At 67.0% G+C, this 25,570-nt stretch carries 24 protein-coding genes, 1 tRNA gene and 1 pseudogene; 4 read left to right on the forward strand and 22 right to left on the reverse strand.

Going from position 1 to position 25,570, the window contains the following annotated elements:
- The first annotated feature begins 4 nt into the window (after positions 1-4).
- Positions 5-1,441 (forward strand): HNH endonuclease signature motif containing protein, encoded by a 1,437-nt coding sequence (locus tag F1C58_RS08955; protein WP_185200792.1) that lies wholly within the window; start codon positions 5-7, stop codon positions 1,439-1,441.
- A gap of 96 nt (positions 1,442-1,537) precedes the next feature.
- Here F1C58_RS08955 and F1C58_RS08960 read toward each other — a convergent pair whose 3' ends face one another.
- The 18 genes from F1C58_RS08960 to dusB form a co-directional block, all read right to left on the reverse strand.
- A complete protein-coding gene (locus F1C58_RS08960; RefSeq protein WP_185200793.1) occupies positions 1,538-1,843 on the reverse strand; it encodes an AzlD domain-containing protein in 306 nt (101 codons plus the stop codon).
- Positions 1,844-1,907: 64 nt separating this feature from the next.
- On the reverse strand, positions 1,908-2,690 hold the full coding sequence (locus F1C58_RS08965) for an AzlC family ABC transporter permease (protein ID WP_185200794.1): 783 nt from the start codon (positions 2,688-2,690) through the stop codon (positions 1,908-1,910).
- Positions 2,677-3,597 carry a sensor histidine kinase gene (locus F1C58_RS08970; RefSeq protein WP_185200795.1) on the reverse strand — a complete coding sequence of 307 codons (921 nt, stop codon included), beginning with the start codon at positions 3,595-3,597 and terminating at the stop codon, positions 2,677-2,679. The genes F1C58_RS08965 and F1C58_RS08970 overlap by 14 nt, the downstream gene beginning before the upstream one ends.
- 109 nt (positions 3,598-3,706) lie before the next feature.
- Complete coding sequence (locus F1C58_RS08975) at positions 3,707-4,051, reverse strand: SHOCT domain-containing protein (protein ID WP_185200796.1); 345 nt, start codon at positions 4,049-4,051, stop codon at positions 3,707-3,709.
- Between the two features lie 132 nt (positions 4,052-4,183).
- Positions 4,184-4,849, reverse strand: a complete 666-nt coding sequence (locus F1C58_RS08980; protein WP_185200797.1) for a response regulator transcription factor — start codon at positions 4,847-4,849, stop codon at positions 4,184-4,186.
- Positions 4,846-6,204: a sensor histidine kinase gene (locus F1C58_RS08985; RefSeq protein ID WP_255461041.1), complete on the reverse strand. Its 1,359-nt coding sequence runs from the start codon at positions 6,202-6,204 to the stop codon at positions 4,846-4,848. The genes F1C58_RS08980 and F1C58_RS08985 overlap by 4 nt, the downstream gene beginning before the upstream one ends.
- Positions 6,205-6,346: 142 nt before the next feature.
- Positions 6,347-6,419 (reverse strand) — tRNA-Asn (locus tag F1C58_RS08990).
- Between the two features lie 100 nt (positions 6,420-6,519).
- Positions 6,520-7,512 (reverse strand): beta-propeller fold lactonase family protein, encoded by a 993-nt coding sequence (locus F1C58_RS08995; protein ID WP_185200798.1) that lies wholly within the window; start codon positions 7,510-7,512, stop codon positions 6,520-6,522.
- Positions 7,509-8,522, reverse strand: a complete 1,014-nt coding sequence (locus F1C58_RS09000) for a D-isomer specific 2-hydroxyacid dehydrogenase family protein (RefSeq protein ID WP_185200799.1) — start codon at positions 8,520-8,522, stop codon at positions 7,509-7,511. Before F1C58_RS09000 ends, F1C58_RS08995 begins: the two co-directional genes overlap by 4 nt.
- The gene (locus F1C58_RS09005; RefSeq protein ID WP_185200800.1) at positions 8,519-8,869 is read right to left on the reverse strand and encodes a TfoX/Sxy family protein; all 351 of its coding nucleotides are present in this window, start codon (positions 8,867-8,869) and stop codon (positions 8,519-8,521) included. Before F1C58_RS09005 ends, F1C58_RS09000 begins: the two co-directional genes overlap by 4 nt.
- Positions 8,862-9,704 (reverse strand): ATP-binding cassette domain-containing protein, encoded by an 843-nt coding sequence (locus tag F1C58_RS09010; protein ID WP_255461042.1) that lies wholly within the window; start codon positions 9,702-9,704, stop codon positions 8,862-8,864. The genes F1C58_RS09005 and F1C58_RS09010 overlap by 8 nt, the downstream gene beginning before the upstream one ends.
- Before the next feature lie 2 nt (positions 9,705-9,706).
- A complete protein-coding gene (locus tag F1C58_RS09015) occupies positions 9,707-11,392 on the reverse strand; it encodes an ABC transporter ATP-binding protein (RefSeq protein ID WP_255461043.1) in 1,686 nt (561 codons plus the stop codon).
- On the reverse strand, positions 11,389-12,453 hold the full coding sequence (locus F1C58_RS09020) for an ABC transporter permease (protein WP_185200801.1): 1,065 nt from the start codon (positions 12,451-12,453) through the stop codon (positions 11,389-11,391). Before F1C58_RS09020 ends, F1C58_RS09015 begins: the two co-directional genes overlap by 4 nt.
- A 2-nt stretch (positions 12,454-12,455) precedes the next feature.
- On the reverse strand, positions 12,456-13,565 hold the full coding sequence (locus tag F1C58_RS09025) for an ABC transporter permease (RefSeq protein WP_185200802.1): 1,110 nt from the start codon (positions 13,563-13,565) through the stop codon (positions 12,456-12,458).
- 139 nt (positions 13,566-13,704) lie between these two features.
- On the reverse strand, positions 13,705-15,333 hold the full coding sequence (locus F1C58_RS09030; protein WP_185200803.1) for an ABC transporter substrate-binding protein: 1,629 nt from the start codon (positions 15,331-15,333) through the stop codon (positions 13,705-13,707).
- Between the two features lie 177 nt (positions 15,334-15,510).
- Entirely contained in the window at positions 15,511-17,385 is a 1,875-nt protein-coding gene (dnaG, locus tag F1C58_RS09035; protein WP_185200804.1) for a DNA primase, read from the reverse strand.
- Positions 17,386-17,449: 64 nt separating this feature from the next.
- Positions 17,450-18,688: a deoxyguanosinetriphosphate triphosphohydrolase gene (locus tag F1C58_RS09040; protein WP_255461044.1), complete on the reverse strand. Its 1,239-nt coding sequence runs from the start codon at positions 18,686-18,688 to the stop codon at positions 17,450-17,452.
- Positions 18,681-19,850 (reverse strand): tRNA dihydrouridine synthase DusB, encoded by a 1,170-nt coding sequence (dusB, locus tag F1C58_RS09045; RefSeq protein ID WP_255461045.1) that lies wholly within the window; start codon positions 19,848-19,850, stop codon positions 18,681-18,683. The genes F1C58_RS09040 and dusB overlap by 8 nt, the downstream gene beginning before the upstream one ends.
- Before the next feature lie 33 nt (positions 19,851-19,883).
- Between dusB and F1C58_RS09050 the strand changes: the two genes are divergently transcribed.
- From F1C58_RS09050 to F1C58_RS09055, 3 genes and pseudogenes are all read left to right on the forward strand, one after another.
- Positions 19,884-20,369 (forward strand): aminoacyl-tRNA deacylase, encoded by a 486-nt coding sequence (locus F1C58_RS09050; protein ID WP_185200806.1) that lies wholly within the window; start codon positions 19,884-19,886, stop codon positions 20,367-20,369.
- Between the two features lie 208 nt (positions 20,370-20,577).
- Positions 20,578-20,649 (forward strand): annotated as a pseudogene (locus F1C58_RS17095) (DUF2510 domain-containing protein); the annotation flags it as partial.
- 27 nt (positions 20,650-20,676) lie between these two features.
- On the forward strand, positions 20,677-21,399 hold the full coding sequence (locus tag F1C58_RS09055) for a hypothetical protein (protein WP_370543723.1): 723 nt from the start codon (positions 20,677-20,679) through the stop codon (positions 21,397-21,399).
- A gap of 57 nt (positions 21,400-21,456) precedes the next feature.
- Here F1C58_RS09055 and F1C58_RS09060 read toward each other — a convergent pair whose 3' ends face one another.
- The 4 genes from F1C58_RS09060 to F1C58_RS09075 all read right to left on the reverse strand — a co-directional run bounded on the left by F1C58_RS09060 (position 21,457) and on the right by F1C58_RS09075 (position 25,542).
- Complete coding sequence (locus F1C58_RS09060; protein WP_185200808.1) at positions 21,457-21,606, reverse strand: hypothetical protein; 150 nt, start codon at positions 21,604-21,606, stop codon at positions 21,457-21,459.
- On the reverse strand, positions 21,603-22,268 hold the full coding sequence (locus F1C58_RS09065) for a DsbA family protein (protein WP_185200809.1): 666 nt from the start codon (positions 22,266-22,268) through the stop codon (positions 21,603-21,605). The genes F1C58_RS09060 and F1C58_RS09065 overlap by 4 nt, the downstream gene beginning before the upstream one ends.
- A gap of 219 nt (positions 22,269-22,487) precedes the next feature.
- A complete protein-coding gene (locus tag F1C58_RS09070; RefSeq protein ID WP_185200810.1) occupies positions 22,488-23,873 on the reverse strand; it encodes a glycine--tRNA ligase in 1,386 nt (461 codons plus the stop codon).
- 601 nt (positions 23,874-24,474) lie between these two features.
- Positions 24,475-25,542, reverse strand: a complete 1,068-nt coding sequence (locus tag F1C58_RS09075) for an aminotransferase class V-fold PLP-dependent enzyme (RefSeq protein WP_185200811.1) — start codon at positions 25,540-25,542, stop codon at positions 24,475-24,477.
- Positions 25,543-25,570: the final 28 nt, after the last annotated feature.

Raw genomic sequence — 25,570 nt, forward strand, 5'->3', positions numbered from 1 at the left:
ATACATGGCAAATAACGAAGACGTGTTCGACGAGTCCCCGGGTGGGGACTTCGATTCGTCGCTGGCTGGCGCGCGCCGGGCGGTCGGCTTTGTCGCCGAATGCGCTCGCTCAGTCGACACTCTTTCCGACCCCGATCTTCTTCGCATCCAGCGCGAACTCTCGGAACTCGCCCGTGAACTCGGCGCGAGCGCCGCGGTGGTGGCCGGCGAGATCGGTCACCGTTCGCGGCGGGAGCTCGGCTTTTCGGGACTCGCCCAGAGGGAGGGGTTCCGCACGCCGGAGGCCCTCGTGCGGCATGAGACCGGGTTTACCGCGCGCAGCGCCTCCGCACTCGTCCAAGCGGGCACGATGGCCCGGGAGTCCGCTGCGCCCGAGACCTCTTCGAGCGCCGAGCCCTGGTTCCGGGAGGTCGGCGCCGCCGTTGCCGCGGGTTGCATCTCGGTGGACGCCGCCCGCGCGATCCGCGTCGGGCTCGGTGCGCCATCCGAAGGCTCTGGTGCTGTGACAGCAGATGCCCTGTCCGTTGCCACCCACCTGCTCGTGATCGAGGCGACACTCGTCGACGCAGACGAATTGCTGCGTCTGGCCCGCCGCCTGAGGGACGATCTGGACGAAACCGGTATCGCGGAGCGCGAGCGGGCCGCCTTCGAAGAGCGGTCGGTGCGCCGCACCCGGCGTCCCAATGGTCTCTCGAGATACATCATCGACCCGGACATCGAGTCCGCGGCTTTCTGGGACGACGTCTACGACACCCTCACCTCTCCCCGCCGAGGAGGCGTCCGATTCGTCGACGACGCCGACAGGGCATGGGCAGCAGCGATCGCGACGGACGAGCGCACCACCGACCAGTACGTGCACGACGCGTTCACTCAGCTGCTACGAATCGCGGCGGGAGCGGAGACGGGTGAGAGCCGACGGATCGTGGGAACTCGACAGCCTTCGGTGCGAGTGCTGGTGACGCGCACCGCGCTCGAGGCCAGGCACGGCCACGGTCGGATCGAAGGATGCGACATCCCGATCTCAATCGAGACCGTCGAGCGCATCGCCTGCGAGTCCGGCACGGTTCAGCTCGGCTTCGACGAAGCCGGGCGCCCCCTCGACTTGGGCCGGGAACAGCGGCTGTATTCGAAGAGACAGCGGATCGCCCTGGCCTCGGCACAGGGCGGATGCTTGTTCGGGGACTGCGATCGGCCTCCCAGTTGGTGCGAGGCCCACCACTCCAGACACTGGAAGCGAGATCAGGGCGAGACGAACATCCTCGATGGGGTGCTTCTGTGCCGCTATCACCATCTGCTCGTGCATAACAACGGTTGGGAGATAGTTCGGGATGACACGGGGTTCTGGCTCATTCCTCCTCGAAATGTCGATCCGGACCAGCGGCCGCGGCCCATGCCTTCGAAGAGTGCCGCCCTCCGCGACTTGAAAGTGCTCAGCGCCTAGTGGGGGGCTGGTCAGGGTGGCGGGTCAGGGTGGGCTGGTCAGGGTGGCTGGTCGGGGTGGCTAGTCAGTGTGGCCGGTCAGGGTGGCTGGTCACACCTAGAAGACCGCGCGGATGAGAGCGGCAGTCGCGGCGGCCGCTATCACCACCACGATGAAAGGAACTCGCAGCGCCAGCAAGAGGGCGGCCACGGCCACGGCGGGGAGTCGCGCATCGAACACGATGCGGGAGCCAGCACCGAGGGTCTGCACCGCGATGAGGGCGGCGAGCAGAGCGACGGTGAGCAGATTAGCGATGCGGGCCGGAGCGGGCTTCTCGAGGAACGATGCTGGCACGAGGTATCCGGCGATCTTCAGGGAGAGGCATGCCAGGGAGGCGATGATCACGATGAGCCAGAGCGTCATGATGAGTCGCCCGTGAGCCGAGGGAGCCCACTGACCGGTGGCGCCGATTGAAAGACGTTACAGGTCATGTCGGAATCCCCGGGGGTTCGGGCTGGGGATTCCGACTGCCGAACCAGTTGAATCCCCCCACGATCACGGCGACGATTCCCGCCACGAGCACCGGTAGGCCCGGGATCAGCACCGGAGTGGTCACCGTGGCGATCACGGCGGCGGCGGTCGCCACGGCGATCGTCTGCAGTTGGCGCAGGCGGGGCCAGAGAAGTCCGAGGAAGGCAGCGGCTGCGGCAGCATCCAGTCCATACGTTCGGACATCGCCGAGGGCGTTGCCGATGAGCGCACCGATGAGCGAGGTGAGATTCCAGCCGACAAAGACCGACACTGCGGTGACCCAGAAGCCGATTCGCTGGGTACGCAGTGTGGATTGGGTCGTGGCGACGGCGGTGGACTCATCGATCGTCACCCAGGCCGCTGCCAACCGGCGCCAGCGACCGGCGCCCACAATGGGAGCGACCCGGATTCCGTAGATCCCGTTGCGGATGCCCAGGATCGCTGCGCTCGCGATGGCGGCCGGCCCTGCGGCCACTCCACCGGTGGCGATCACCCCCACGAGGGCGAACTGCGAGCCGCCGGTGAACATGAGGAGGCTCATCACGCAGGTCTGCCACACGTCGAGCCCGGCGGCGACGGCGAGGGCACCGTAAGAGATGCCGTAGGCCGCGGCCGCGAGACCGACGGCGACACCCTTGCGGGCAACGGCGCGATCCTCGCCACTCCAGGTGGTGGCTGCGGTGGGCGCGACTTCCCGGCCTTGATCGTCGTCGGAGGGACCCGGCTCAGTCCTGGCCATCGCGCAGATTCACGCCGTGCACGCCGTTGTCGTAGCGAATCGAAGGGAACACCGCCGACACCGTGAACCCGACCCCGGGAAGCATGTTCGCCGTGAGGATGCCCCGGTACAGTGCCGCACGCTCCCGCATCTCGCTCATTCCGGGTCCGACGACCACCTCGGTCAGAGCGTCGAGGTCGTCCTGGAAGGTGTACGTGCGGCTCTGCGCGAGCTTGTCCGGGTCGAGCCCTTCACGGCGGGCGGCGGCGCGCACGCCGTCTTCGTCGATCACGACCTGCAGGCCCTCGTCGGTCCAGGTGGAGCTGACGCGCACCTGCGTGCCGGTGCCGCCGTACTTCAGCGCATTGGACAGCGCCTCCTGCACGATCCGGAAGACGGCGAGCTGCGGCCCGTCACCGAGCACGAACGGCTCGCCGTTCTCCACGACCGTGATCTCCAGCCCGGCATCCCGCATCACGTCGAAGAGCTCGAGCGTCATGTCGGTGCGTGGCTCTGGCAAGGATTCGTCGACAGACCCACCCACCACGGTCATCACGCGACGAAGATCGGCGAGAGTCGACCGGGCGGCCTCGGCGATGGTCGCGGAGGCACGCACCGCCGCGCCGGCATCCGAGGTCGCGGCATACTGGGCGCCATCCGCCTGGCTCACGATCGTGGAGACAGAATGGATCGCCACCTCGTGGAGTTCGCGCACGATGCGCAGCTTTCCGAGTTGCTCTTGAAGTGATGCTTCGAGGTCGAGATTGTCGCGCTCGGCGTCGACGCGGGCGAAGTACTGGCGGCGGCGGCCACGGGCGGCGCGGATCCAGAGCACCAGGAACACGACCGTGAGAACGAGGAATACCGCGGATGCTGCGGTGAGCAGGATCATCACCAGCATCGAATGCTGTTGCAGCCAGGTATTCACTCGGGTCTCCTCGGGCTGACAGCATCGGGTCTGACAACGACGTGCTGTCTCTCCGAGGTTATCGCGAACCGGGATCGGCGCGCTGCCGTCCCGGCTCGCGGGTGCCGGCCTACTTGGCCGGCGGCTGCGGCCAGGAGTTCGCCCGCAGCACCTCTAGACGTGCGCGGTAGTCCTTCTCGTCGATGTCTCCCTGCGCGAACCGCTCGGCGAGGGTCGACTCCGCCGACCGGGACGGGCTGCCCCAATGACCCCACTGGCCGCCGCCGAATCCAGGGTGACCGTATCCGCCGCCCTGCGCGAACCAGGCGCGACGGCGACGCCGAGCAATCGAGAAGACGACCGCGAAGAGCGCGATCCAGAACAGCGGGATGAGCAGGAAGAAGAATCCGAAACCGCCGACCCAGGGGCCGACGAAATGGGCCGCGGGGGCCGCGAGGGCGAGTGTTGCGAGCACGATGTATCCGTTTCTGTGAAGGTCCCGGTGGCGAGAGCCGGTGGAACCGTTGCACTCAACACTCCTCGCGAAGCCGAATCGGCGAATCTGCCCGGCGGAGGCACTCGGCTACTGCGCCGGGAGCACTCCCTGCTACTCCTGGTACCCCGCCCGGACGAGTCCGGTCTCGTAGGCGACCACCACGAGCTGCACCCGGTCTCTCGCGAGGAGCTTCGACATGATGCGCGACACGTGGGTCTTCGCGGTGAGTGGGCTGAGGAAGAGCTTTCGGCCGATCTCGTCGTTGGTGAGCCCATGCCCCACCAGGCCGAGCACCTCCCGTTCGCGTTCGGTCAAGGGTGCGAGCTGCGACGTGTCCGGGGCCTCTTTGAGGGATCCGGCGACCCGCTCGAGCAGGCGCTTCGTGACACCGGGCGACAACAGCGCGTCGCCACCGGCCACCACCCGCACCGCACGGATCAACTCCTCCGGCTCCGTGTCCTTGACCAGGAAGCCGCTCGCGCCCGCACGGATCGCCTGGGCGACGTATTCGTCGAGCTCGAAGGTGGTGACGATCACGATGTGGGTTCCGGCGAGAGCGGGATTGGCCACGATCCGCTCTGTTGCCCACAGACCGTCCCCGTCGGGCATCCGGATGTCCATGAGAACGACATCGGGCTTCTCGCGGGTGACGAGAGCAACCGCCTCCGCGCCCGTGCCGGCCTCACCCACGACGTCGAGGTCGCTCTCCGCTTCGAGCAGTGACCGGAAGCCGCCCCTGATGAGTTGCTGGTCGTCGGCGATGGCGACGCGGATCATGGGCTGTCCTTCTGGGAGGGTCCACCGCGAGGGGCGGACGGGATGTCGGGTGCGCTGGTGTAGCTCACTGCGGCTGCTGTCTGGGGAATTCTGGCAGAGACTCGAAAGCCGCCGCCCTCGGCGGGAGCGGCGGTCAGGCTGCCGCCGAGAAGTTCGGCGCGCTCGTGCATACCGAGCAGGCCACGGCCTCCGGTGTCCTGGCGCGGTGGGCTCCCGGTGCCGTCGTCGATGATCTCGAGCAGGTAGAAGCCATCCTCTTCCCGGGCACTCACGGTGACCGAGGTCGCCCTGGCGTGACGCAGCACATTAGTCAGCGACTCCTGAGCGATGCGGTACAGCGCGAGCTGGGTGCCGGCGCTCGGCACGCTCTCGATCGTGTTGCGCACCTCGACGGCGACGCCCTGGTCGGCGATCGACGCGGCGAGGCCGCCGAGCCGCGAGAGATCGGGCTCCGGAACGAGCGGCGCACTGGGATCCGCTCCCCCTTCGGCGCGAAGGATACCGAGCACCGACCGCACTTCGTCCAGGGCCGTCTTGCTGGACTCTTTGATGCTCGCCAGGGCCGCCTTGGCCTTCTCGGGCTGTTTGTCCATGAGATGGAGCCCCACACCGGCCTGCACATTGATCTGGCTGAGGGAATGCGCGAGCACATCGTGAAGCTCACGGGCGATGCGCACCCGTTCGGCCTGCACCTCGGACTGCTTGCGCTCGGCGATGCGGCGTGAGATCTCCGAATACTGCTCGCGGCGCGTTCGCACGCTCTCTCCCACGCCGAGCACGATGAGAATTCCGAGCGTCACGGCCGCGATTCGCGGCGGCGAGACGTCGAGACCCGCGATCAGCGATACGGCGAGGGCGAGGAGCCAGGCCGCGGACACCGAAATCCAGGCCCAGCTTCGGGCGCCGCGCACCACAGCGGACACGACGGCGAAGGCGAGCGCCAGGTACGGCGGATGGTCTGAGGTGCGGAACAGCAGCAGATCGGCGCCCCCCGCCGCGGCAGCGATGGCCACGACCGGACCGGGGAAACGACGGGCGGCGAGCAGGGCGAGCGGACCGATGAGAGCGAGCCCGAGCCCGACCAGGAGCATCCTCGGGTCGGTCCACACTGCGGTGCGGACGATGCCGTTGCCGGGGCGCACGCTGAAGAAGACGGCAGGCACCTGCACGAACAGCGACAAGAGCACGGGAAGGATCAGGCGCATTCTGCGTGCGCCGGCGGAATTCTGGCGCCGCGCTCGGCTGGCCTCCATCTCCTGCCACGGTTCGTGCCAGGATTCGAAATTCCGATCCGCGAAACGACCACTTCGGCGCTCGGTCCAGCCCGCGCTGTCGAAACGACCATGGAAGGGCATGGATCGATCGTAGTTGCGGCTCTTGCCCGGGACATCCGCTGCAGGATGGCGGGCGGCTACTCCCCCGGGAGTAGTCACGGATTGGCATCGACCGCTTAAACAACGAATGCCGCAGGGGGTGGAGCCCCGTGCGGCAATCGAGCTCCCCGACTTGGACTCGAACCAAGAACCGCCGCATTAACAGTGCGATGCTCTGCCAATTGAGCTATCGAGGATTGCTGAAACAGCTTGACCACTTTACCAAAGGAACGCGTTGCACCAAATCGTGCGGTGCAATCCCCTGGGCAGCTCGTGCTCGACGCTGAATCGACGTGTCTACAGTACCGGCAGCAGGAAGGTCGGCGATGCAACTTCCACCGGCGAGCCGAGCGGAAGAGGGATGCCGGTGACCGGATCGATGCGGAATGCGGCCACCGTCGACGACAGCTGGTTCGCCACCAGAAGCACATCGCCGTCGATCATGCAGAGGTGCCGTGGCCAGTCGCCGTCGCTGGAGACGGTCGCGACCGGACTGAGGTCTCCGGTGCGGATCACCGCGATGCGGTTGGAGCCGCGCAGCCCCGTGTAGAGGAAACGGGCGGACGCGTCGATCGCGAGTCCCGCGGCGTGATCTGACTCGACCCAGTCCTCGGCGATCGTGCCCGCGTCGAGCACCTCACCGCGGTCACCGAGGGCGAAGAGACTGCCCCGCAGCTCTCCGAGCAGGATGGTTCGACCCGCGAGCCTCGCCAGGTCGCGCGGCCCGGTGCCCGGCGGGAGAGCCACAGAAGCCGTGCGCACGAGCCTGCCGTTCTCGATTCCCTGCACGTGCACCCGGTCGGCGCCGAGATCCGCGCTGAGCACGGTCGATCCCCGCACGAGGGTCGAGTGCGCATGCGGCCGCTCCTGCACCGGGTCGGGTCCACTCCCGTGCGACGTCAGGGTCTGGATCAACTCGCCGATCCGGCCGTCGGGCAGGAGCGGGAAGACGTCGATGGAGCCGTCGAGATAGTTCGACACGAACAGGCGATCCGCCGTGACGCTCACATGACAGGGGAAGCCGCCGCTGGTCGGTTGGCCTCCGAGCAATCGCAGAGAGCCCCGAACCCGTCGGAACGCCTCGATGCGCCCGGCCGGGCCGGTGCCGTACTCGTCGGTCGCGTAGACCAGCCCGGCGGAACCTGAGGCGAGGAATGATGGTGACGAGGTCGGTGTCGTTTCGAGCAACTCCAGTCGGGCTAGCTCACCGTGCCAGCGCAGCAGCGAGATGCCCTTCGCGTCTCCCATGGTGCCGGTGTACCCGCCCACCAGCAGGTCGATGGTGGTCAATAGCCCGCCTTCGGGTCGACGACTCCGACGAAACGGCCGTCGCCCACGAAGGCTGCGACGTTCTCGCGAATCCTCTCGGCGAGCAGCGGCTCCGTCATCTCCGGGGTATCCGCACTGTGCGGTGTGATGAGGATGTGCGGAGCGGTCCAGAGCGGATGCCCGTCGGGCAGCGGCTCCGGGTCGGTGACGTCGAGGCCGGCGGCGGCGATCTCCCCGGAGCGGAGGGCAGCGACGAGGGCATCCGTATCGACGAGCTCTCCCCTGGCGATGTTGACGAGCACGGCGCTGTTCTTCATCCCCGCGAACTCCGGGGCACCGAACAGGTGGTGGGTGCCCGTTGTCGAAGCGGCGGCGATGACCACCACATCGGCATCGGGCAGCACCTCTGCAAGCCCGTCGGCGGTGATCGTCCGTCGGGCACCGTCGACCTGATCTGCGGTTCGCCGCACGATGGTGACGCTCACGCCGAACGGCGCGAGGAGACGGAGCAACTCTCGCGCGACCCCGCCGGCACCCACGATCAGCACCGAGAGTCCGTAGAGGGAGCGTCCGACCTTGGGACCGGTCGGCCAGCCGGTGGCTCGCGCCCGCTCGGGGATCACCCGGAGAAGGCCGAGCACGAGGGTGAGCGCATGTTCGGCGACGGGCTGCGAGTACGCACCCTTCGCGCTGGTCCAGAGCGGGAACGGCCGATCGGCGTGTGAGCGCAGGAGCTCGGCGAACACGTCGACGCCTGCGTAGGGAAGCTGCACCCAGCCGATCGCGGGGTGCGAATCCAGGGTGGACTCGAGCGCTGCCGCACCACCGTAGGACAGCCAGATGAGCCCCCGGGTCTGCGGGCCGAGCTCGACGAGCTCGCCCCCGCCTGCGGTGACCGCCCGGGCGAAGACGTCTTCCGCAGCGGAGGAGGTTGCCGAGGCCGGAACGATGCTGACCGGTCCGGATGCGGGGCGCCGGTCGCCATCGAGAACGCGTCCGGCATCGGCCGTCACGCCGCGGTGCTGGCTCACTCGCGCTCCGGGCGTCGGCCGACGGGCCGCGACTTCTTCGGGCGAGGAGCGGGGCGCGCATCCGCCGTCGCCTGCACGGCCTTCTGAAGCCAGTCTCGGTCTTCGAGAAGCTCGCCGGGCACGGAACGGTAGTCCTTCGCCCCGGGATGCGGCGGCGCGGGAACCGTGCGCTCGAACAGCGCGGCTTCGGCGTCGGTCGGCGTGAGGAAGAGAGTGTCGTCGCAGATGAAGCCGACGACCTTCTCGTCACAGTAGATGGCGTGCTCCCCGAACATCGTGCGAGTGCGGATGTTCAGGTCGCCGAGCTGGTCCTCGATGAAGCGGACCGTGTCCGGGTGATTAGCCATGGAACTTCTGCGTCTCGGCAGTCCCGAGCACGGAGCGCGAGCGAGCCAATCCCTTGAGGTACTCGTTCTCCGGTGCGGTCGTGAGGGTGTCGAGGTCCCCGAGCCCGACCAGGATGCCGTTCTGCATCACCGCCAGCCTCGGGGCGATGCGGGAGAGGACGGCGAGGTCGCTGCTCACCACTATCGCGGTGAGACCACGGTCGCGATGAAGATCTCGCAGGGCGTCGAGCACGCCGTCACGGACGCTCGCGTCCACTCCGCGGGTCGGCTCATCGGCCACGAGCAGAGTCGGCTCCAGAACGATCGCGCGGGCGAGGGCGACTCTCTGCCGTTGGCCGCTGCTCAGCTGGTACGGCAGCCGGTTCATCAGGCTAAGGGGCAGGCGCACGGCGTCGATGACCGTCGCCACGGCATCCGAGGCTTCCCGCACGCTGAATCGGCGATCGCGCTGATAGATCGGCTCGGCCACATTCTCGGCGACGGTCAGCAACGGGCTGAGCCGCTCCGCCGCATCCTGTCGCAGAAAGCCGACCTGCAGCGTCAGTCGATCGCGGGCACGGCGCCCCACACGACGCAGGCGCGTGCCGTGAACTTCGAGCTGACCGCCGCAGATCCTCGGCATCGACTCCCCACCGCGCCCCGCGATGCCCGCGATCGCGAGTGCGAGCGTGGACTTGCCCGATCCGGACTCCCCCACGATGCCCAGCATCTCGCCCGCCGCGACCTCGAGGGTGACTCCGCGCACTGCGAGGTAGGGGCGGGCGTGATTCGAGCGATAGACCATCGAGACATCCCGGGCGGACACCACGAGGTCTGTCGAATTCGCTGCGCTCACGGTCAGTCCGCGGCTCGGAGAATCCGCAGTTCCTCGCGTCGCTTCGCCTGCTCTGCGGGGTTGGGCACGGGCAACGAAGCGAGCAGCCGCTTGGTGTACGGATGCTGAGGCGCGCCGAGCACCTCGGCCCCGGTGCCTTCTTCCACGAGCTCACCGTGGTACAGCACCGCTATCCGGTCGGCGAGGATGTCGACGACGGCGAGATCGTGACTGATGAACAACGCCGCGAAGCCGAACTCTCGCTGCAGCTCCGCGAAGAGTTCGAGCACGCGGGCCTGCACCGAGACATCGAGAGCACTGGTGGGCTCATCGGCGATCAGCAGCTTCGGCTGCAGTGCGAGGGCGCGGGCGAGGGAGGCGCGCTGGCGCTGCCCACCGCTCAGCTCGTGGGGATACCTGTCGCCGAAGGCGCGGGGAAGTTGCACCGCTTCGAGCAGCTCGTCGACCCGCGCGCGGGCAGACCGGGCATCGGGAGCACGACCGTGCACGATGAGCGGCTCGGCGACGCACTCTGCGATGGTGAGCAGCGGGTTGAAGCTGGTGGCCGGGTCCTGGAAGACGAACCCGATGTCACTGCGCAAGGGGCGGAATGTGCGTTCCCTCACCCCGAGCATCTCCTGCCCGAGCACGGTCAGCGAGCCGCCCGTGATACGGGTGAGACCTCCGATGGCGCGACCGATGGTGGTCTTGCCCGATCCGCTCTCGCCCACGAGACCGAGCACCTCGCGCGCCCCGATCTCGAAGCTCACGCCGTTGACCGCGCGGAAGCCCGCGCGGCCGAAGCGACCGGGGTATTCGATCTCGAGTGCCGTCGCGACGACGAGTGGGGGTTCGGTCTCGGTGAGCGCTCGTTCCGCCGCCCGCTCCTGGGTCTTCACGGTGCCCGAACCGAGGTAGGGAACGGCCGCGAGCAGTCTCTTCGTGTATTCGTGCTGCGGGTTGCCGAACAGGCTGGTGGCATCCGCCTCCTCGACGACCTTGCCCTGATACATCACCGCGACCCGGTCGGCCAGATCGGCGACGACGCCCATGTTGTGCGTGATGAGCACTATCGCGGTGTCGAATTCGTCGCGGCACCGGCGCAGGAGGTCGAGGATCTCGGCCTGAACCGTCACGTCGAGCGCCGTTGTGGGCTCGTCGGCCACGATGAGCTCTGGATCGAGAACGAGCGCCATGGCGATCACCACGCGCTGCTTCTGCCCGCCGGAGAACTGGTGCGGGTAGTAATCGACCCGTTCCTCCGGATCGGGGATACCCACCTTGCCGAGGATCTCGATGGCCTTGGCCTTCGCCTCGGCGCGCGAGTACTTGCCGTGTGCCCGCAGGCCCTCGGCGATCTGCCAGCCGACGGTATAGACGGGGTTCAGTGCGGTAGACGGCTCCTGGAACACCATGGCGGCGCTCGTTCCGCGAATCTCCCTCAGGCGGCTGTGGCTGACGGTGACCACGTTGTCGTTGCCGAGCAGCACGACACCGGATGCCGTCGCCGTGTCGGGAAGGAGACCGAGGATCGTCTTGGCGGTCACGGTCTTGCCGCTGCCGCTCTCGCCGACGATGGCGAGCACCTCTCCGGCGTTCACCGACAGGGTCACCCCGTCGACGGCCCGGACATCGCCGCCGTCAGTGGCGAAGGTGACAGAGAGGTCGGTGATTCCGACGGCCTGCTGGCCGCGCACGAGACTGCTCACGGGCGTGCCTCCAGTTCTGAAGAGTCGAGTTCCAGGTCGCCCACGACATCCGTGCTCGCCTCGGGAGCGCCGTCTCCGGTCGGACCCGGCGCGGGCAACTTGCCGGCGGCCCGGCGACGAGTGCGCAGTCGCGGGTCGGCGAGGTCGTTGAGGCTCTCCCCGACGAGGGTCATGCCGAGAACGGCGAGCACGATCGCGAGGCCCGGGAAGACGGAAGTCCACCAGATGCCGCTGGTGACGTCGGAGATCGACTTGTTGAGGTCGTAGCCCCATTCGGCTGCGGAAGTCGGTTCGATGCCGAAGCCGAGGAAGCCGAGGCCGGCAAGGGTGAGGATCGCCTCGGAAGCGTTGAGGGTGAAGATCAGCGGGAGGGTGCGGGTTGCGTTCCGCAGGATGTGGCGGAACATGATGCGTGCGGAGGAGGCGCCGAGCACCTTCGCCGACTCGACGAATGCCTCCGCCTTGATGCGCACCGTCTCAGCCCGGATCACCCGGAAGTACTGCGGGATGAAGACCACGGTGATCGAGATCGCGGCGGCGAGAACACCCCCGATGAGTTGGGATTTGCCCCCGGTGATCACGATCGACATGACGATCGCGAGCAACAGCGTCGGGAAGGCGTAGACCGCGTCGCAGACGACCACGAGCACACGGTCGAGCCAGCCCCCGAGGTAGCCGGAGACCACCCCGAGAAGCACCCCGGCGAAGATCGACAGGATGATCGCGACCACGATCACGAAGAGCGCCGTCTGCGATCCCCAGATCACCCGCGAGAGCACGTCGTACCCTCCGACGGTGGTTCCGAGGAGGTGGGTCGAGGAGGGCGGATTCTGGGCGCCGAAGTTGCCGTTGGCGTCGTTGAGCTGCGAGAAGCCGTAGGGCGCCAGAATCGGCGCGAAGAGCGCGGTGAGGAGGAAGAGCACGACGATCGTCAGTCCGGCGACGAGCATCCCCCGCTGCAGTCCGACGCTCTGACGCACCTGGTGCACTATCGGGATGCGCGTCCACAGCGCACGCTTCACGGGTGCTGAGTCGCGATGTTCGGCGGTGTTGACACTCATGATCAGTACCTCACTCGGGGATCGATGAGAGCCGCGATGACGTCGACTATGAAGTTCGTGACGGCCACGACGACGGCCAGGAGTGCCACGATCCCCTGCACGGCGACGAAGTCGCGGGCGGCCAGATACTGCGCGAGCTGGAACCCGAGACCCTTCCACTCGAAGGTGGTCTCGGTGAGCACCGCACCGCCGAGCAGCAGCGCGATCTGGAGGCCGATGACCGTGATGATCGGGATTAGCGCGGGCTTGTAGGCGTGCTTACGTACCAGCCGGTACTCGCTGACCCCCCGAGAGCGGGCGGCGTCGACGTAGTCCGCCGAGAGCGTGCCGATCACGTTGGTGCGCACCAGCCGCAGGAAGATGCCGGCGGTGAGGAGCCCGAGGGCGATCCCCGGCAGCACGGCGTGGCTGAGGACATCCGCGAGATCGGCCGGGTTTCCGGTCTGGATCGCATCGATCAGGTAGATGCCGGTGGGATGCGGAAGCAGTTCGATATCGAGTTCTGTGCCGGTCGATGCTCGGCCGGAGACGGGCAGCACCCCGAGCCAGACCGAGAAGACCAGCTTGAGAAGCAGGCCGGCGAAGAAGACCGGCGTCGCGTAGCAGAGGATGGCGAAGACCCGCAGGATGGCGTCCGGCCACTTGTCTCGGCAGTAGGCGGCGAGCATCCCGAGCGGGATCCCGACGATGAAGGCCACGATGAGGGCGTAGAACGCCAGCTCGAGGGTCGCGCCGCCGTAGGTGAGCAACACCTTCGTGACCGGCTGGTTGTCACTGATCGTCGTGCCGAAGTTGCCGGTGAAGATCTGCCCGAGGTATTCGAAATACTGCACGAGGATCGGGCGGTCGTACCCGGCCGCATGGATGCGCTCCTGAAGCTGGGCCGCACTCAGCCGACCACCGAGGGCCGCCGTGATCGGGTCGCCGATCGTGCGCATCAGGATGAAGACCATCGTGACCAGGATGAAAACGGTTGGGATGATCAGCAGCAGCCGCACGATGATGTAGCGGCCGATCTGGTTGCCGCCCGCGGCCCCTCGCTTTCGAGAGCCCACCCGGCTCGTGCCCGGAGGCGGCGGCGCTGCCTCTGCCGGAATCACGGTTGTCGTCATGGTCACCAATCTGCGCTGCGGGTAATCGTGCGGCCAAGAAGAACCGGGGGCGACCCGCTTTCGCGAGCCACCCCCGGCCGCGGCTACCAAAAGGTTAGCCGGTACTGATCACCGCCGTGACAGCGGTACCCTCTGTCCGCTACTTCGAGAGCGTGCCGAAACGGAACTTGAATGAGGCGTCGAGAGTGACTCCCGACACGGACTTTCCGGCGACCGCGACCTGAGCGCCCTGCAGCAGCGGGACCGTGGACAGGTCGGCGGCAACCTTCTCCTGGATGGTCTCGATGTCCTTGGTGCGCTTGGCCTTGTCGGTCTCGACAGCCTGTGCCTTGATCAGCGAATCGACCTCGGAGTTGCTGTAGTGGTTTCCGAGGAAGTTGCCCTCGGCGAAGAACGGCGACAGGTAGTTGTCGGCGTCGGAGTAGTCGGGGAACCAGCCGAGCTGGTACTCCGGATACACGTCCTTCGTGCGGTCCTTCGAGTAGGTGACCCACTCGGTGGACTGCAGGTTCACCGTGAAGAGTCCGCCCTTTTCGAGCTGGCTCTTGACGAGCGCGTACTCGTCGCCCGAAGAGGCACCGTAGTGGTCCGGGTTGTACTGGAGGTTCAGCACGACGGGGGCGGTGATGCCTGCGGCGGTCAGAGTCGACTTGGCCTTGGCGCCGTCCGGGCCTCCGTTGCCGTCGCCGTACAGGCCCTTGAGTGCCGTGTTGGCACCGGTGAGGCCGGCAGGAACGTAGGAGTACAGGGGCAGGTAGGTGCCCTTGTAGACCTGGTCGGCGATCGCCTGGCGGTCGACGAGGTCTGCGACGGCCTGGCGCACGGCGAGAGCCTTCGCGGCATCCGCACCGTCGGCCTTTGCGCCGAAGGGCTGGGTGTCGAAGTTGAAGACGATGTAGCGGATCTCGCCACCGGGTCCGGTCGTCACCTTGACTGCCGAATCCTTCTTGAGGTCGGCGATGTCGGTGGCGGAGAGGCTGCGCGACGCGACGTCGATGCCGCCCTTCTGCACATCGAGCTTCATGTTCGACTGGTCGGTGTAGTACTTGAGGTTGACCGTCGCGGTCTTGGGAGCGCCGAGCATGCCCTTGTAGTCCGCGAACGCCTTGAACTGCACGAGCTGGTTGAACTTGTAGCTGCCGATCGTGTACTGCCCGGCGAACGCCTTGCCCTTGATGATGTCGTCGTCGCTGGTGACCTTGTCGGCCGAGAAGACCTGCTCGTCGACGATCGGCGCGGCTGGGCTCGACAGGATCTGGGGCCAGATCTGGTCGTTGCCGGCCTTCAGCGTGAAGACGACGGTCGTCGCATCCGGTGCCGCGGTGCTCACCAGGTTGGCGAGAAGCGTGGACGGACCGTTCTCGTCGGCGATCTTCAGCTGACGGTCGAAGGAGAACTTGACGTCGGAGGAGGTGAGCTTGTCGCCGTTGGCGAAGGTCAGGCCCTTCTTGAGCACGACGGTGTACTCGGTCGGGGAGGTGAACTTGGCCGACTCCGCGATGTCGGGCTGCACCTCTGAGGTGCCCGGCTTCGAGTTGAGCAGGAAGGGATACACCTGGTTCATGACGGCGAACGAACCGTTGTCGTACGAACCGGCGGGGTCGAGCGAGGTCACCTTGTCGGTGGTACCGACCGTGATGGACGTCGCGCCCGACGAGGAGTTGTTCGAACTACCGCCCGCGGAGCACCCCGCGAGGGTGAGCGCCGCGATTGCGGTGCCCCCGAGAACGGCAAGCGATCGCTTGCGGAACGTGGATGCGGATGTCATATCCGTTACGCCTCTCTGTTGGAAAAGACCATGGGGAACCCGCGCCGAAGCGGCGGATGTCCAGGCTGTATGAGTCCTTCGTACCACTCGGACACTCCCCACGACCAATCGCAGACGGCCAAAAGGACGAATGTTTACGCATCTGCAACACACGGCACGCCGCCGGCGACCACGATGCTATTCGCTGCGGAGCGCGCGGCGTTCGGCTTCGATGCGCACGAGTTCCACCTGCAGTGCGCGGTATTTCTCGGGCTCGGCTGCGGCATCCGTTCGCTGCGACTGGCCGAGAAGCTCGGCCTTGCGCCGCAGTAGGTCACGAGCGATCAGATCGGTCGTGACGGCCTGGCAGTAGAGGGTGAGCTCACGCCCCTCGCGTTCCGGAAGCGGGGCGAGGCCGAGCTCCTTGACGAGCATCGCGAACGGTACCGGCACCTCGTCGATGACCCGGGCCAGCCATTCGGAGGAGTCGAACAGGTCCATGCTCGCGGTGACCCCATCGCGGACGACCGCAAGGGAAGGGTTCGCGAAAGCGACCTGCGTCGCACGCTCGACCAGCCCGCGACCGATGAGCGTCGGCTGCTGAAGGATGGCCATGAGGGCATCCCGTTCCAGCCGCGTCGAGGGGTCGATCGGGAGGTGCACCAACGAAGGCCCCTGTTCGACCGCCGGTGCCGGCGCTTGGGGCTCGCCGAAGCTCCGCACCTCGCGGGGGATCTCGGGGGTGCGGGCGCGGGCGGCGCTGACGGCACGCCCCACCTCGTCCGGGTCCATGCCGAGCCAGCCGGCGAGGTTGCGCACGTAGCCCACGTTGAGCGCCTGGTCGCGGATGCCGGCGACGACGGGGGCGGATGCCCTGAGCGCCGCCACCCGGCCTTCCACCGTGTCGAGATTGTGCCCCGCGAGCACCCGGCGGATCATGAACTCGAACATGGGCTTCTTGGACTGGACGAGTCGCCGGACGGCGTCATCGCCGCGCTCGAGGCGGAGATCGCAGGGGTCGAGTCCGTCGGGGGCGACGGCAACGAAGGTCTGCGCAGCGAAGCGCTGTTCCTCGGTGAAGGCGCGGCTCGCCGCCTTCTGGCCCGCCTCATCGGGGTCGAAGGTGAAGACCACCTCGCCGGTGCCGGTCGTGTCCGAGTTCTCCACGTCGCCGAGCACGCGTCGCACCACCTTGATGTGGTCGACGCCGAAAGCCGTGCCGCAGGTGGCGACGGCGGTGGTCACACCGGCGAGGTGACAGGCCATCACGTCGGTATAACCCTCCACGACCACGACCTGCCTGCCGCGGGAGATGTCCCGTTTGGCCAGATCGAGCCCGTAGAGCACCTGGGACTTGTGATAGACGGCAGTCTCGGGAGTGTTGAGGTATTTGGGACCCTGGTCGTCGTCCAGGAGCTTGCGTGCACCGAAACCCAGCGTCTGCCCCGTGACGTCACGGATGGGCCAGACCAGGCGGCCGCGGAACCGGTCGTAGGTGCCACGGTCCCCCTGCCCGACGAGGCCGGAGGCGACGAGTTCGGCCTCGGTGTAGCCGAGAGTCTTGAGGTGTTTGGTGAGCCCGGTCTTCGGTGCGAAGCCGACGCCGAAGCGCTCGGCCGCGGAGGGGTCGAACCCGCGCGTGCCGAGGAATGCGCGGGCGGGCTCGGCATCGGGGGTGACCAACTGCGACACGAAGTACTCGGCGGCGGACTGGTTTGCGGCGAGGATGCGGGCACGGTTGCCGTGGTCGCTGTTGGCCTGGCCGCCGTCCTCGTAGTGGAGCTCGTAGCCGACGCGCGCGGCCATCCGCTCCACAGCCTCGGTGAAGCTCGTGTGATCCATCTTCTGCAGGAAGCTGAAGATGTCACCGTCTTCGCCGCAGCCGAAGCAGTGGTAGCGGCCGACCTGTGGGCGCACGTGGAAGCTGGGGCTCCGCTCGTCATGGAAGGGGCACAGGCCCTTGAGCGAGCCGACTCCCGCGCCCTTGAGCGTGACGTAATCGCCGACGATATCGGCGATGTTGATGCGCGATCGCACCTCGTCGATATCGTTTCGTCGAATGAGGCCGGGCACCTGATGATTCTACTGATCGCCGCTGATGACCCGGCGCTCGCCGGGCTGGTGCGGACGGGCGGGGTCAGCCGACGATGCGCTCGTGCCAGGCCATCGCGGACTGGTCGGTGAGCGAGGCCACCTGGTCGACGACCGCGCGCTTGCGGCCGGCATCGGTGGTTGCTGCCCTCCAGTCCGCCGCGAAACCCGGGTCGAGGGATGATTCGCCCCGGGCGAGCAGCGTCGTGGCGAGCTCGGTGAGCACCTCGCGCTGTTGCGTGTAGATGGGCTGCCGGGTGTTCTTGGACATGACGAAGGCGGCGACGATGCCCTTCAGCACGGCGATCTCGGCCCGGATCTGGCGCGGCACGATGATGTCCGCACCGAAACGGATGAGGCTCCCGCCGTCCTGGGTTCGTGTCGCCTGCACCGCGGCCGCGGCGAATCGCCCGATCAGCTGGCTGGTGAGGTTCTTGAGTCGGCCCTGAGCCTGGCGACTGCCATCCCAGTCTTCGAGCCAGACATCGAGCGAGTCGAGACGATCGAAGGCCTCGATGAGTTCGTCATGGTCGAGCTCCCCGCCGATCCACGCGAACATCGAATCGACGAGGGCATCGTGGTTCACCCTCGCGCCGAGCGCCTTTACGTCGATGTACCCGCTGACGACGGCATCCTCGAAGTCGTGGACGGAGTAGGCGATGTCGTCGGACAGGTCCATCACCTGGGCTTCGATACAGAGACGCCGTTCCGGTGCCCCGTCACGCAGCCAGTGAAATGCCTCGACGTCGTCGGAATAGAAGCCGAATTTGGCCCGACCGCTGGGATCACCCACCGAGGAGCTCTCCGGCCACGGATACTTGCAGCTCGCGTCGAGACTCGCCCGGGTGAGGTTGAGACCGTAAGACCGACCGTCCGCGCCGAAGACCTTCGGCTCGATGCGGGTCAGCAGCCGGAGGGTCTGCGCGTTGCCCTCGAATCCGCCGATATCGATGGCCCAGGTGTTGAGGGCGCGCTCCCCGTTGTGCCCGAAGGGCGGGTGACCGAGGTCGTGCGCGAGGCAGGCAGTGTCGACGACATCCGGGTCGAGCCCCAGGCTCGTCGCCAGTTCGCGACCGACCTGCGCGACCTCGAGCGAATGAGTGAGCCGATTCCTGGCGAAGTCGAGGCCGGCTGCCGGGCTCAGCACCTGGGTCTTGGCCGCGAGACGCCGGAGCGCACTCGAGTGCAGGAGGCGCGCGCGGTCCCGCGCGAAATCGCTGCGACGGCTCGAGTGCTCCTCCGGATACCAGCGGGCGGTGTCGTGCTCCGAGTAGGTCTCAACCACCGCTGTTGTGGATCTCTGCTTCGGCGACCTCTGCGCGCTGGGTGTCGGCAAGCTCGCGGCTGTCGAGCCATCCAGTGGGCAGCGATGTGCGCTTCGGGGTTCCGGCGCGACCGCGCGGTCCCTCGGCATCGGCACCGGGATACGGGAGGCTCCAGTCGAGACGACCGAGCAGGTCGTCCATCTGCTGCAGACTCTCCACCGTCGCGAGCGAGGAGCGGATGTCGCCGCCCACCGGGTAGCCCTTGAAATACCAGCCGATGTGCTTGCGGATGTCGCGGCAGGCGTGGTCCTCGTCTCCGTCGAAGAAGTCCATCAGCAGTTCCGTGTGGCGGCGCAGAGTCTCGGCGACCGTGCCGAGCGAAGGCTGGGGAATCCGGTCCTCACCGGCGAACGCCGAGGCGAGCTCGCCGAACAGCCACGGGCGACCGAGGCAGCCGCGGCCGACCACGACCCCGTCGCATCCGGTCTCCTCCATCATGCGGATCGCGTCCGCGCCCGACCAGATGTCACCGTTGCCGAGAATGGGCACGCCGGAGATAGCCTCCTTGAGCGTCGCGATGGCCGACCAGTCGGCGTGGCCGCTGTAGAACTCGGAGGCCGTGCGAGCGTGAAGCGCGATGCTCGCCACCCCGGCCCCCTCCGCGATGCGTCCGGCTTCGAGATAGGTGAGGTGGTTTGAGTCGATTCCCTTGCGCATCTTGATCGTGAGCGGAAGGGCCCCGGCAGCCTTCACTGCGCCCTCGACGATCTCCTGGAAGAGGTCGAGTTTCCAGGGCAGCGCGGCTCCCCCGCCCTTGCGGGTGACCTTGGGCACCGGACATCCGAAGTTCAGGTCGATGTGGTCGGCGCGGTCTTCCGCGACCAGCATGGTGACCGCCTCCGACACGGTCTTCGGGTCGACGCCGTAGAGCTGGATGCTTCGCGTCGTCTCCGATTCGTGATGCTTGATGAGGCGCATGGAGCCCTCGGTGCGTTCGACTAGCGCCCGACTGGTGATCATCTCCGAGACGTAGAGCCCGGCTCCGAATTCCCTGCAGAGGCGACGGAACGCGGTGTTGGTGATGCCCGCCATCGGAGCGAGCACGACCGGCACAGAGAGCGCGAGCGGCCCGATCTGTAGGCTCTTCTCAACGCTCTTGTGGGGAGCGGCTGTCATGGTCATCCCCCAATTCTCTCAGGCAAAGGTGAACCCGACGTGACTGCCCCCACCGGACGAGCACGAGTACTGGCGGATGCCGCGGCCCGTGGCCTCGATATCGAGGTGGTCGAGCGGTCCGCCGCCGACTCGCTCGAGCAGGCAGCGGTGTTGCTGGACATCGAGGCGCGGCAGATCGTCAAGTCGCTCGTGGTGCGTCGGCACACCCCGGAGGGAGCGCCCCGCGAATACCTGTTCGCACTCATCCCGGGCGACCGGCAGATCTCCTGGGCGAAGCTGCGGGCTGTGGTCGGGGTGAACAAACTCTCGCTGCCCTCCCCCGAGTTGGCGCTCGAGGCGACCGGATTCGAACGCGGCACGATCACGCCGCTCGGCAGTTCCACCGCCTGGCCCGTCTTCGCCGACGTCTCGATGGTCGGAGGTCGCATCGCCATGGGCGCCGGAGAGGCCGGCTACAGCGCGTTCGTGGATGCCGATGACCTCATCGCGGCCTATGGCGCGACAGTCGCCGACATCACCGCCTAATCGGTCCACCCGCGCGAGTCACCCTTTCTCCGCCCAACTTCTAGGCCCAACCGTCACTGACGGTCGTCTGCGCTCCCCGAGACAGCAGTTTGTGACGGCTGGCCGCGGTCGGCGGCGACCCGAACGGGGGGCTCGCGAGCTTCGCTCACGTCTCTTTAGACTCGGGGAGATCCCAGCGAAAGGCAGTTCCGTGTCCGAGACAGTGACTATGGCAGGCGGGCCCGCGGCAGGCTGGTATCCGGATCCCGCGGGGTCAGGTGCTCTTCGCTGGTGGTCAGGCGCATCCTGGACAGAGCATTTTGCCCCCGTGCCCGCGCAACCCGCGGTCATCGGCGACACGGCTTCGACGCCCGAGCGGGTCGGAGGCCTCTTCGACCCCATCGCTCCACAGGTTCTCGGGGCGGCACCGCTGACACAGGCGAATCAGCCAACGAACCCGAGCGCCCATACCTGGGGTGTGTGGCTGATCGCTAGCGTTGCCGCCTTCGCGGTCGGAGTGCGAACAGCCTCAGCCTCGCTGCTCCCCATGTCTCCCGTTCTGGCCTTGGTGACATTTCTCGTGCTCTTGGCGCTCGTGGCGAGCCTCGCGGTCTGGGACAGCAGGGTGCTCCGGGCCCGGGGACTCAGAGCCGCCTCCGCGTGGTGGATACTGCTGCTTCCTCCCATCGCCTATTTCGTGGCGCGCCGCGTGGCTCTGAAGAAACAGGGCATCCGAGCGAACGCTCCCGGCAACGTCTATGTGCTGACGATCTTCGCCGCGGCAGCACTCACTTCCGTCGCGCTCACGCCGATGGCCCTCGCCCGGATGGATGCCGCGTCGCTCCGCCTGCTCGAGCAGCAGGCATCCGCCGAACTTCAACGGCAGACTTCGGAGTCGTGGACGGTGAGCTGTCCAGACGGAGCGCCGGTGACGATCGTCGGGTCGAGCTTCGACTGTGCCGCTATCGACGCCACGGGACGGGCGGTGCGATTCACCGCGCACGTACTGAGCCCCCGACAGTTCTCGGTCGATCCTGCGGTGCTGCAATAGCTCATCGATAGGGCGGATTCGGCCCAGGATTCACGCGGATGCAGTCCCGGGAGCCGGCTAAACCAGGTCTTCGTCGAGACGACGGTTTACCACTGCCTGCTCGTGGTGGTCGGGAATCACGCAGGAGTCACCCTCGCAGGCCGCCGCGCTCGGATCGCCCACGATGGTGAGCGGGATCGTCAGTGGCCTGGTTACGGCATCCGTCACTGGATGGCCTCTCGTTCGGTTCGTACCTGTTCGAGCACGTTAGCGAAGGTGGTCGCATCCTGTGCCCCCGACACCCCGTACTTGCCGTCGATCACGAAGAAGGGAACGCCCTGGATGCCGTACTCGATCGCCTGGGCGACGTCGGCCTTCACGTCGGGGAGAAAGGTCTCGTCGGTGAGCACGCGCACGACCTCTGCGCGGTCGAGGCCGATTTCGGCCGCAAGGTCGGCGAGGTCCTCGATGCGACCCACGTGTCGACCGTCGACGAAGTACGCCTTCAGCAACCGCTCTTTCATCGCCAGCTGGCGACCCACCGACTTCGCGTAGTGGATGAGCTCGTGCGCCTTCACCGTGTTGGTCTGGTGCACGTGGTCGTAGTCGTACTCCAGACCGACAGAGGCCGCGATGCCGGTGACGTTGGCGAGCATCTCTGTCACCTGCTGCACCGGGATCCCCTTGCGCTGGCTGAGGTAGTCGACCGGGCTGCCGTCGAAATCCACGGGGGTGTCGGGAGCGAGCTCGAAGGAGTGATACTCCACCTCGACATCGCCTCCGAAGGCGGTCGCTCCCGCCTCGAACTTGCGCTTGCCGATGTAGCACCAGGGACACTGCACGTCCGACCAGATGTCTATTTTGATGGGGCTCAGGGTTCTGTCATTCACCCTCGGTGCAACGCCTTGGCCCGGCGCGTATTCCCGCGCGAGAGCAAAAATGAGCCCCCGGGTACCCGTACCCGGGGGCTCAAAGCCATTGCTGGCAACACAGGCAGAGGCGGTCGTCCCGAACGCCCGACCTCCGGCCAATTCCGAACATACGGGCAGACAGAACCGTCTCCCGAATCAGACGCGCCGATGGAACACCCGGATTTTAGGGAGCCGGTGCTAGGCCCCGACCAACTGCTCCGCGAGGTAGCCCACGACACGGTCGAGAGAGATGCGTTCCTGAGCCATCGAATCCCTTTCTCGAACCGTCACCGCATTGACTTCGAGGGTGTCGAAGTCGATGGTGATGCAGAACGGCGTGCCGATTTCGTCCTGGCGCCGGTAGCGACGTCCGATGGCTCCAGCATCGTCGAACTCGATGTTCCAGTACTTGCGCAAGTCGGCCGCAAGCGACCGGGCGACCGGCGACAGCTGCTCATTCCGGGACAGCGGGAGAACGGCGACCTTGACCGGGGACAGGCGTCGGTCGAGACGCAATACCGTGCGCTTGTCCACCCCGCCCTTCGTGTTGGGGGCCTCGTCCTCGTGGTAGGCGTCGGCGAGAAATGCCATGAGCGCCCGGGTGAGGCCGAATGCCGGCTCGATCACGAAGGGGATCCATCGCTCGTTCTTGGTCTGGTCGAAGTACGACAGGTCCACCCCGGAGCCCTCCGAATGGGTCTTCAGGTCGAAGTCCGTGCGGTTGGCCACGCCCATGAGCTCGCCCCACTCGCTGCCCGCGAACCGGAACCGATACTCGAGGTCGACGGTGCGCTTGGAGTAGTGCGACAGCTTCTCCTGCGGGTGCTCGAAGCGGCGGATGTTCTCGGAGCTGATGCCGAGGTCGGCGAACCATGCCTCGCAGGCATCGATCCAGTATTCGAACCACTCGTCGTCGGTGCCGGGCTCGACGAAGAATTCCATCTCCATCTGTTCGAACTCACGGGTGCGGAAGATGAAGTTGCCTGGCGTGATCTCGTTGCGGAAGCTCTTGCCCACCTGCGCGATGCCGAAGGGCGGCTTCAGGCGCGAGGTCGCGAGCACGTTGGCGAAGTTGGTGAAGATGCCCTGGGCGGTCTCGGGACGCAGGTAGTGCATCCCCTCCTCGTTGTCGACCGGGCCGAGGAAGGTCTTGAGCAGTCCGGAGAAGTTCTGCGGCTCGGTCCACGACCCCGGCTGGCCGGTGTCGGGGTCCTTGATGTCGGCGAGGCCATTGACCGGGGGGTGGCCGTGCTTCTCCTCGTAGGCTTCGAGCAGGTGATCCGCGCGGTAGCGCTTGTGGGTGTGGAGCGACTCCACGAGCGGGTCGCTGAAGACCTCGACGTGACCGGAGACCTCCCAGACGCGCTTGGGGAGGATGACGGCGGAGTCGAGCCCCACGATGTCGTCCCGGCCCTGCACCATGAACTGCCACCATTGGCGTTTGATGTTCTCTTTGAGCGCGGTGCCGAGAGGCCCGTAGTCCCAGGCGGATCGCGAACCCCCGTAGATCTCTCCCGATTGGAAGACGAAACCCCGGCGCTTGGCGAGATTGATGACGGGATCGAGCGGGGAGGCGTTGGCCACGAAGAACTCCAAAGGTCAGCCGCGCTGGGTGCGCGGTCGCAGGGCAAGCCCCAATCCTAGTTTGTGCCGCAACCGCCGATCGCGGCCACCGCGAGGGGCAGCTCGCACGCGCCGAGGTTCAATTCCTCAGCTCCGAGCGCCTCGGTGAAGCTGATGCGGACGGCGATCTGCGCGACCCGGATACGACCGGCCCGAGAAGCAGCAGCGCGATCTGGATGCGCTGGGCGGGAGACGGGAGAGGTCGGAGATGCCGAGCAGTTTCCAGAACAGTACGTTGTCGACCCACTACTCACTGACATCAGCGCTGATGGCGACCGCTCCAAGAATCCGCACGGGGACGAACAGCACCGCCATCTCGTGCCGTTCCGTCTCGTAGCCCCGTGCGGACCCCCAGCTTCGTCTAGGCCCGCGGAGAGAGCTCCTCGGTGCGGCTTGTGCGAAAACAATCATGGTGGCGGCGGGACAGACGCACCCGCCGCACCCGATCGACGCCCACGAGCGAATGGGTCGAGCAACCCCGTCGGGCGGTCCATCCGGGTCGGGCGGATCATCCGGGTCGGGCGGATCATCCGGGTCGGGCGGATCGGGGGCGCAAGGCGGATCAGGGGCGCAGCGCTGCGACGACCGCCGCGACATCCGCTTCGTCGTTCCACAGGTGGAAGGCCGCGCGAAGACGACCGGCGCGCCCCGAGGCCTTGATGCCCGCTGCGACGAGCTTGTGCAGGTCGGAGGCGTCCGGATCCGCCCAGGTGACTATCGCCTGGTGCTGCTGCGGTATGCCGAGCCCGTCGCAGAGCAGGTCACCGAGACCGCTGCTGTAGGCCCAGACTTCGGCGATGTCGAGCTCGGAGAACATGCGGATGGCGGGCTCCGCTCCCACCCAGGCCGGCCAGGCCGGCGAGACATCGAACGCTCGTGCGTCGCTCGCCAGGGTCATGTGCGGTCCGTAGCAGGACTGCCAGACCTGGTCCCCCGCGTACCAGCCCGCCTGCAGCGGCCGCAGCGTGGCCTGGAACCGCTCGCTCAGCGTGAGGAAGGCGACGCCGCGTGGCGCACAGAGCCACTTGTAGCTGTGGCACACGGTCGCATCGAAGAGCGAAGCGTCCACCGGATGCACCCCGGCCGACTGGGTCGTGTCGCAGAAGGTGTACGCGTCGTGGGCGCTCGCTGCCGCAACGATGGCCGCGACATCCGCCACCACCCCGGTGGACGACTGAATGTGGGAGAACACGACCAGCCAGGTGTCATCGGTGATGGACTCCGCGAGAGCGGCGAGTGACACAGTACGAAGACGGATGCCCGGTTGCTGGAGCAGAGGAAACACGATCGAGGAGAAGTCCCCGTCGACACTCAGCACCTCCGCCCCGTCGGGAACGCCCGCCGCGACGAGGCTGGTGATCACCGAGGTCTGCGAGCCCGTGGCAACCCGATCCGGCGTCACGCCGACGAGCTGGGCATAGGAACGGCGCGTGCGTTCGACGATGGCGTCGTAGTCCATCGGGTCACGACGAGCGGCTCCCCAGAGGTCGAGGTCGGCCTTCTGGGCGGCGACCGTCTCGCGAGTCGGGATGCCGATCGAAGCGACGGCGAGGAACCCGCTGGATGGCTCGAAGCTCGACCGAGCCCGCTGGAGTTCTGGCGAAAGGGCGGGTCGCGTCGCAGTGGTCATGCATCCAGCATGACGCGGCGCCATTCAT

This window comes from Glaciihabitans sp. INWT7 (assembly GCF_014217685.1).
Classification (GTDB): Bacteria; Actinomycetota; Actinomycetes; order Actinomycetales; family Microbacteriaceae; genus Lacisediminihabitans.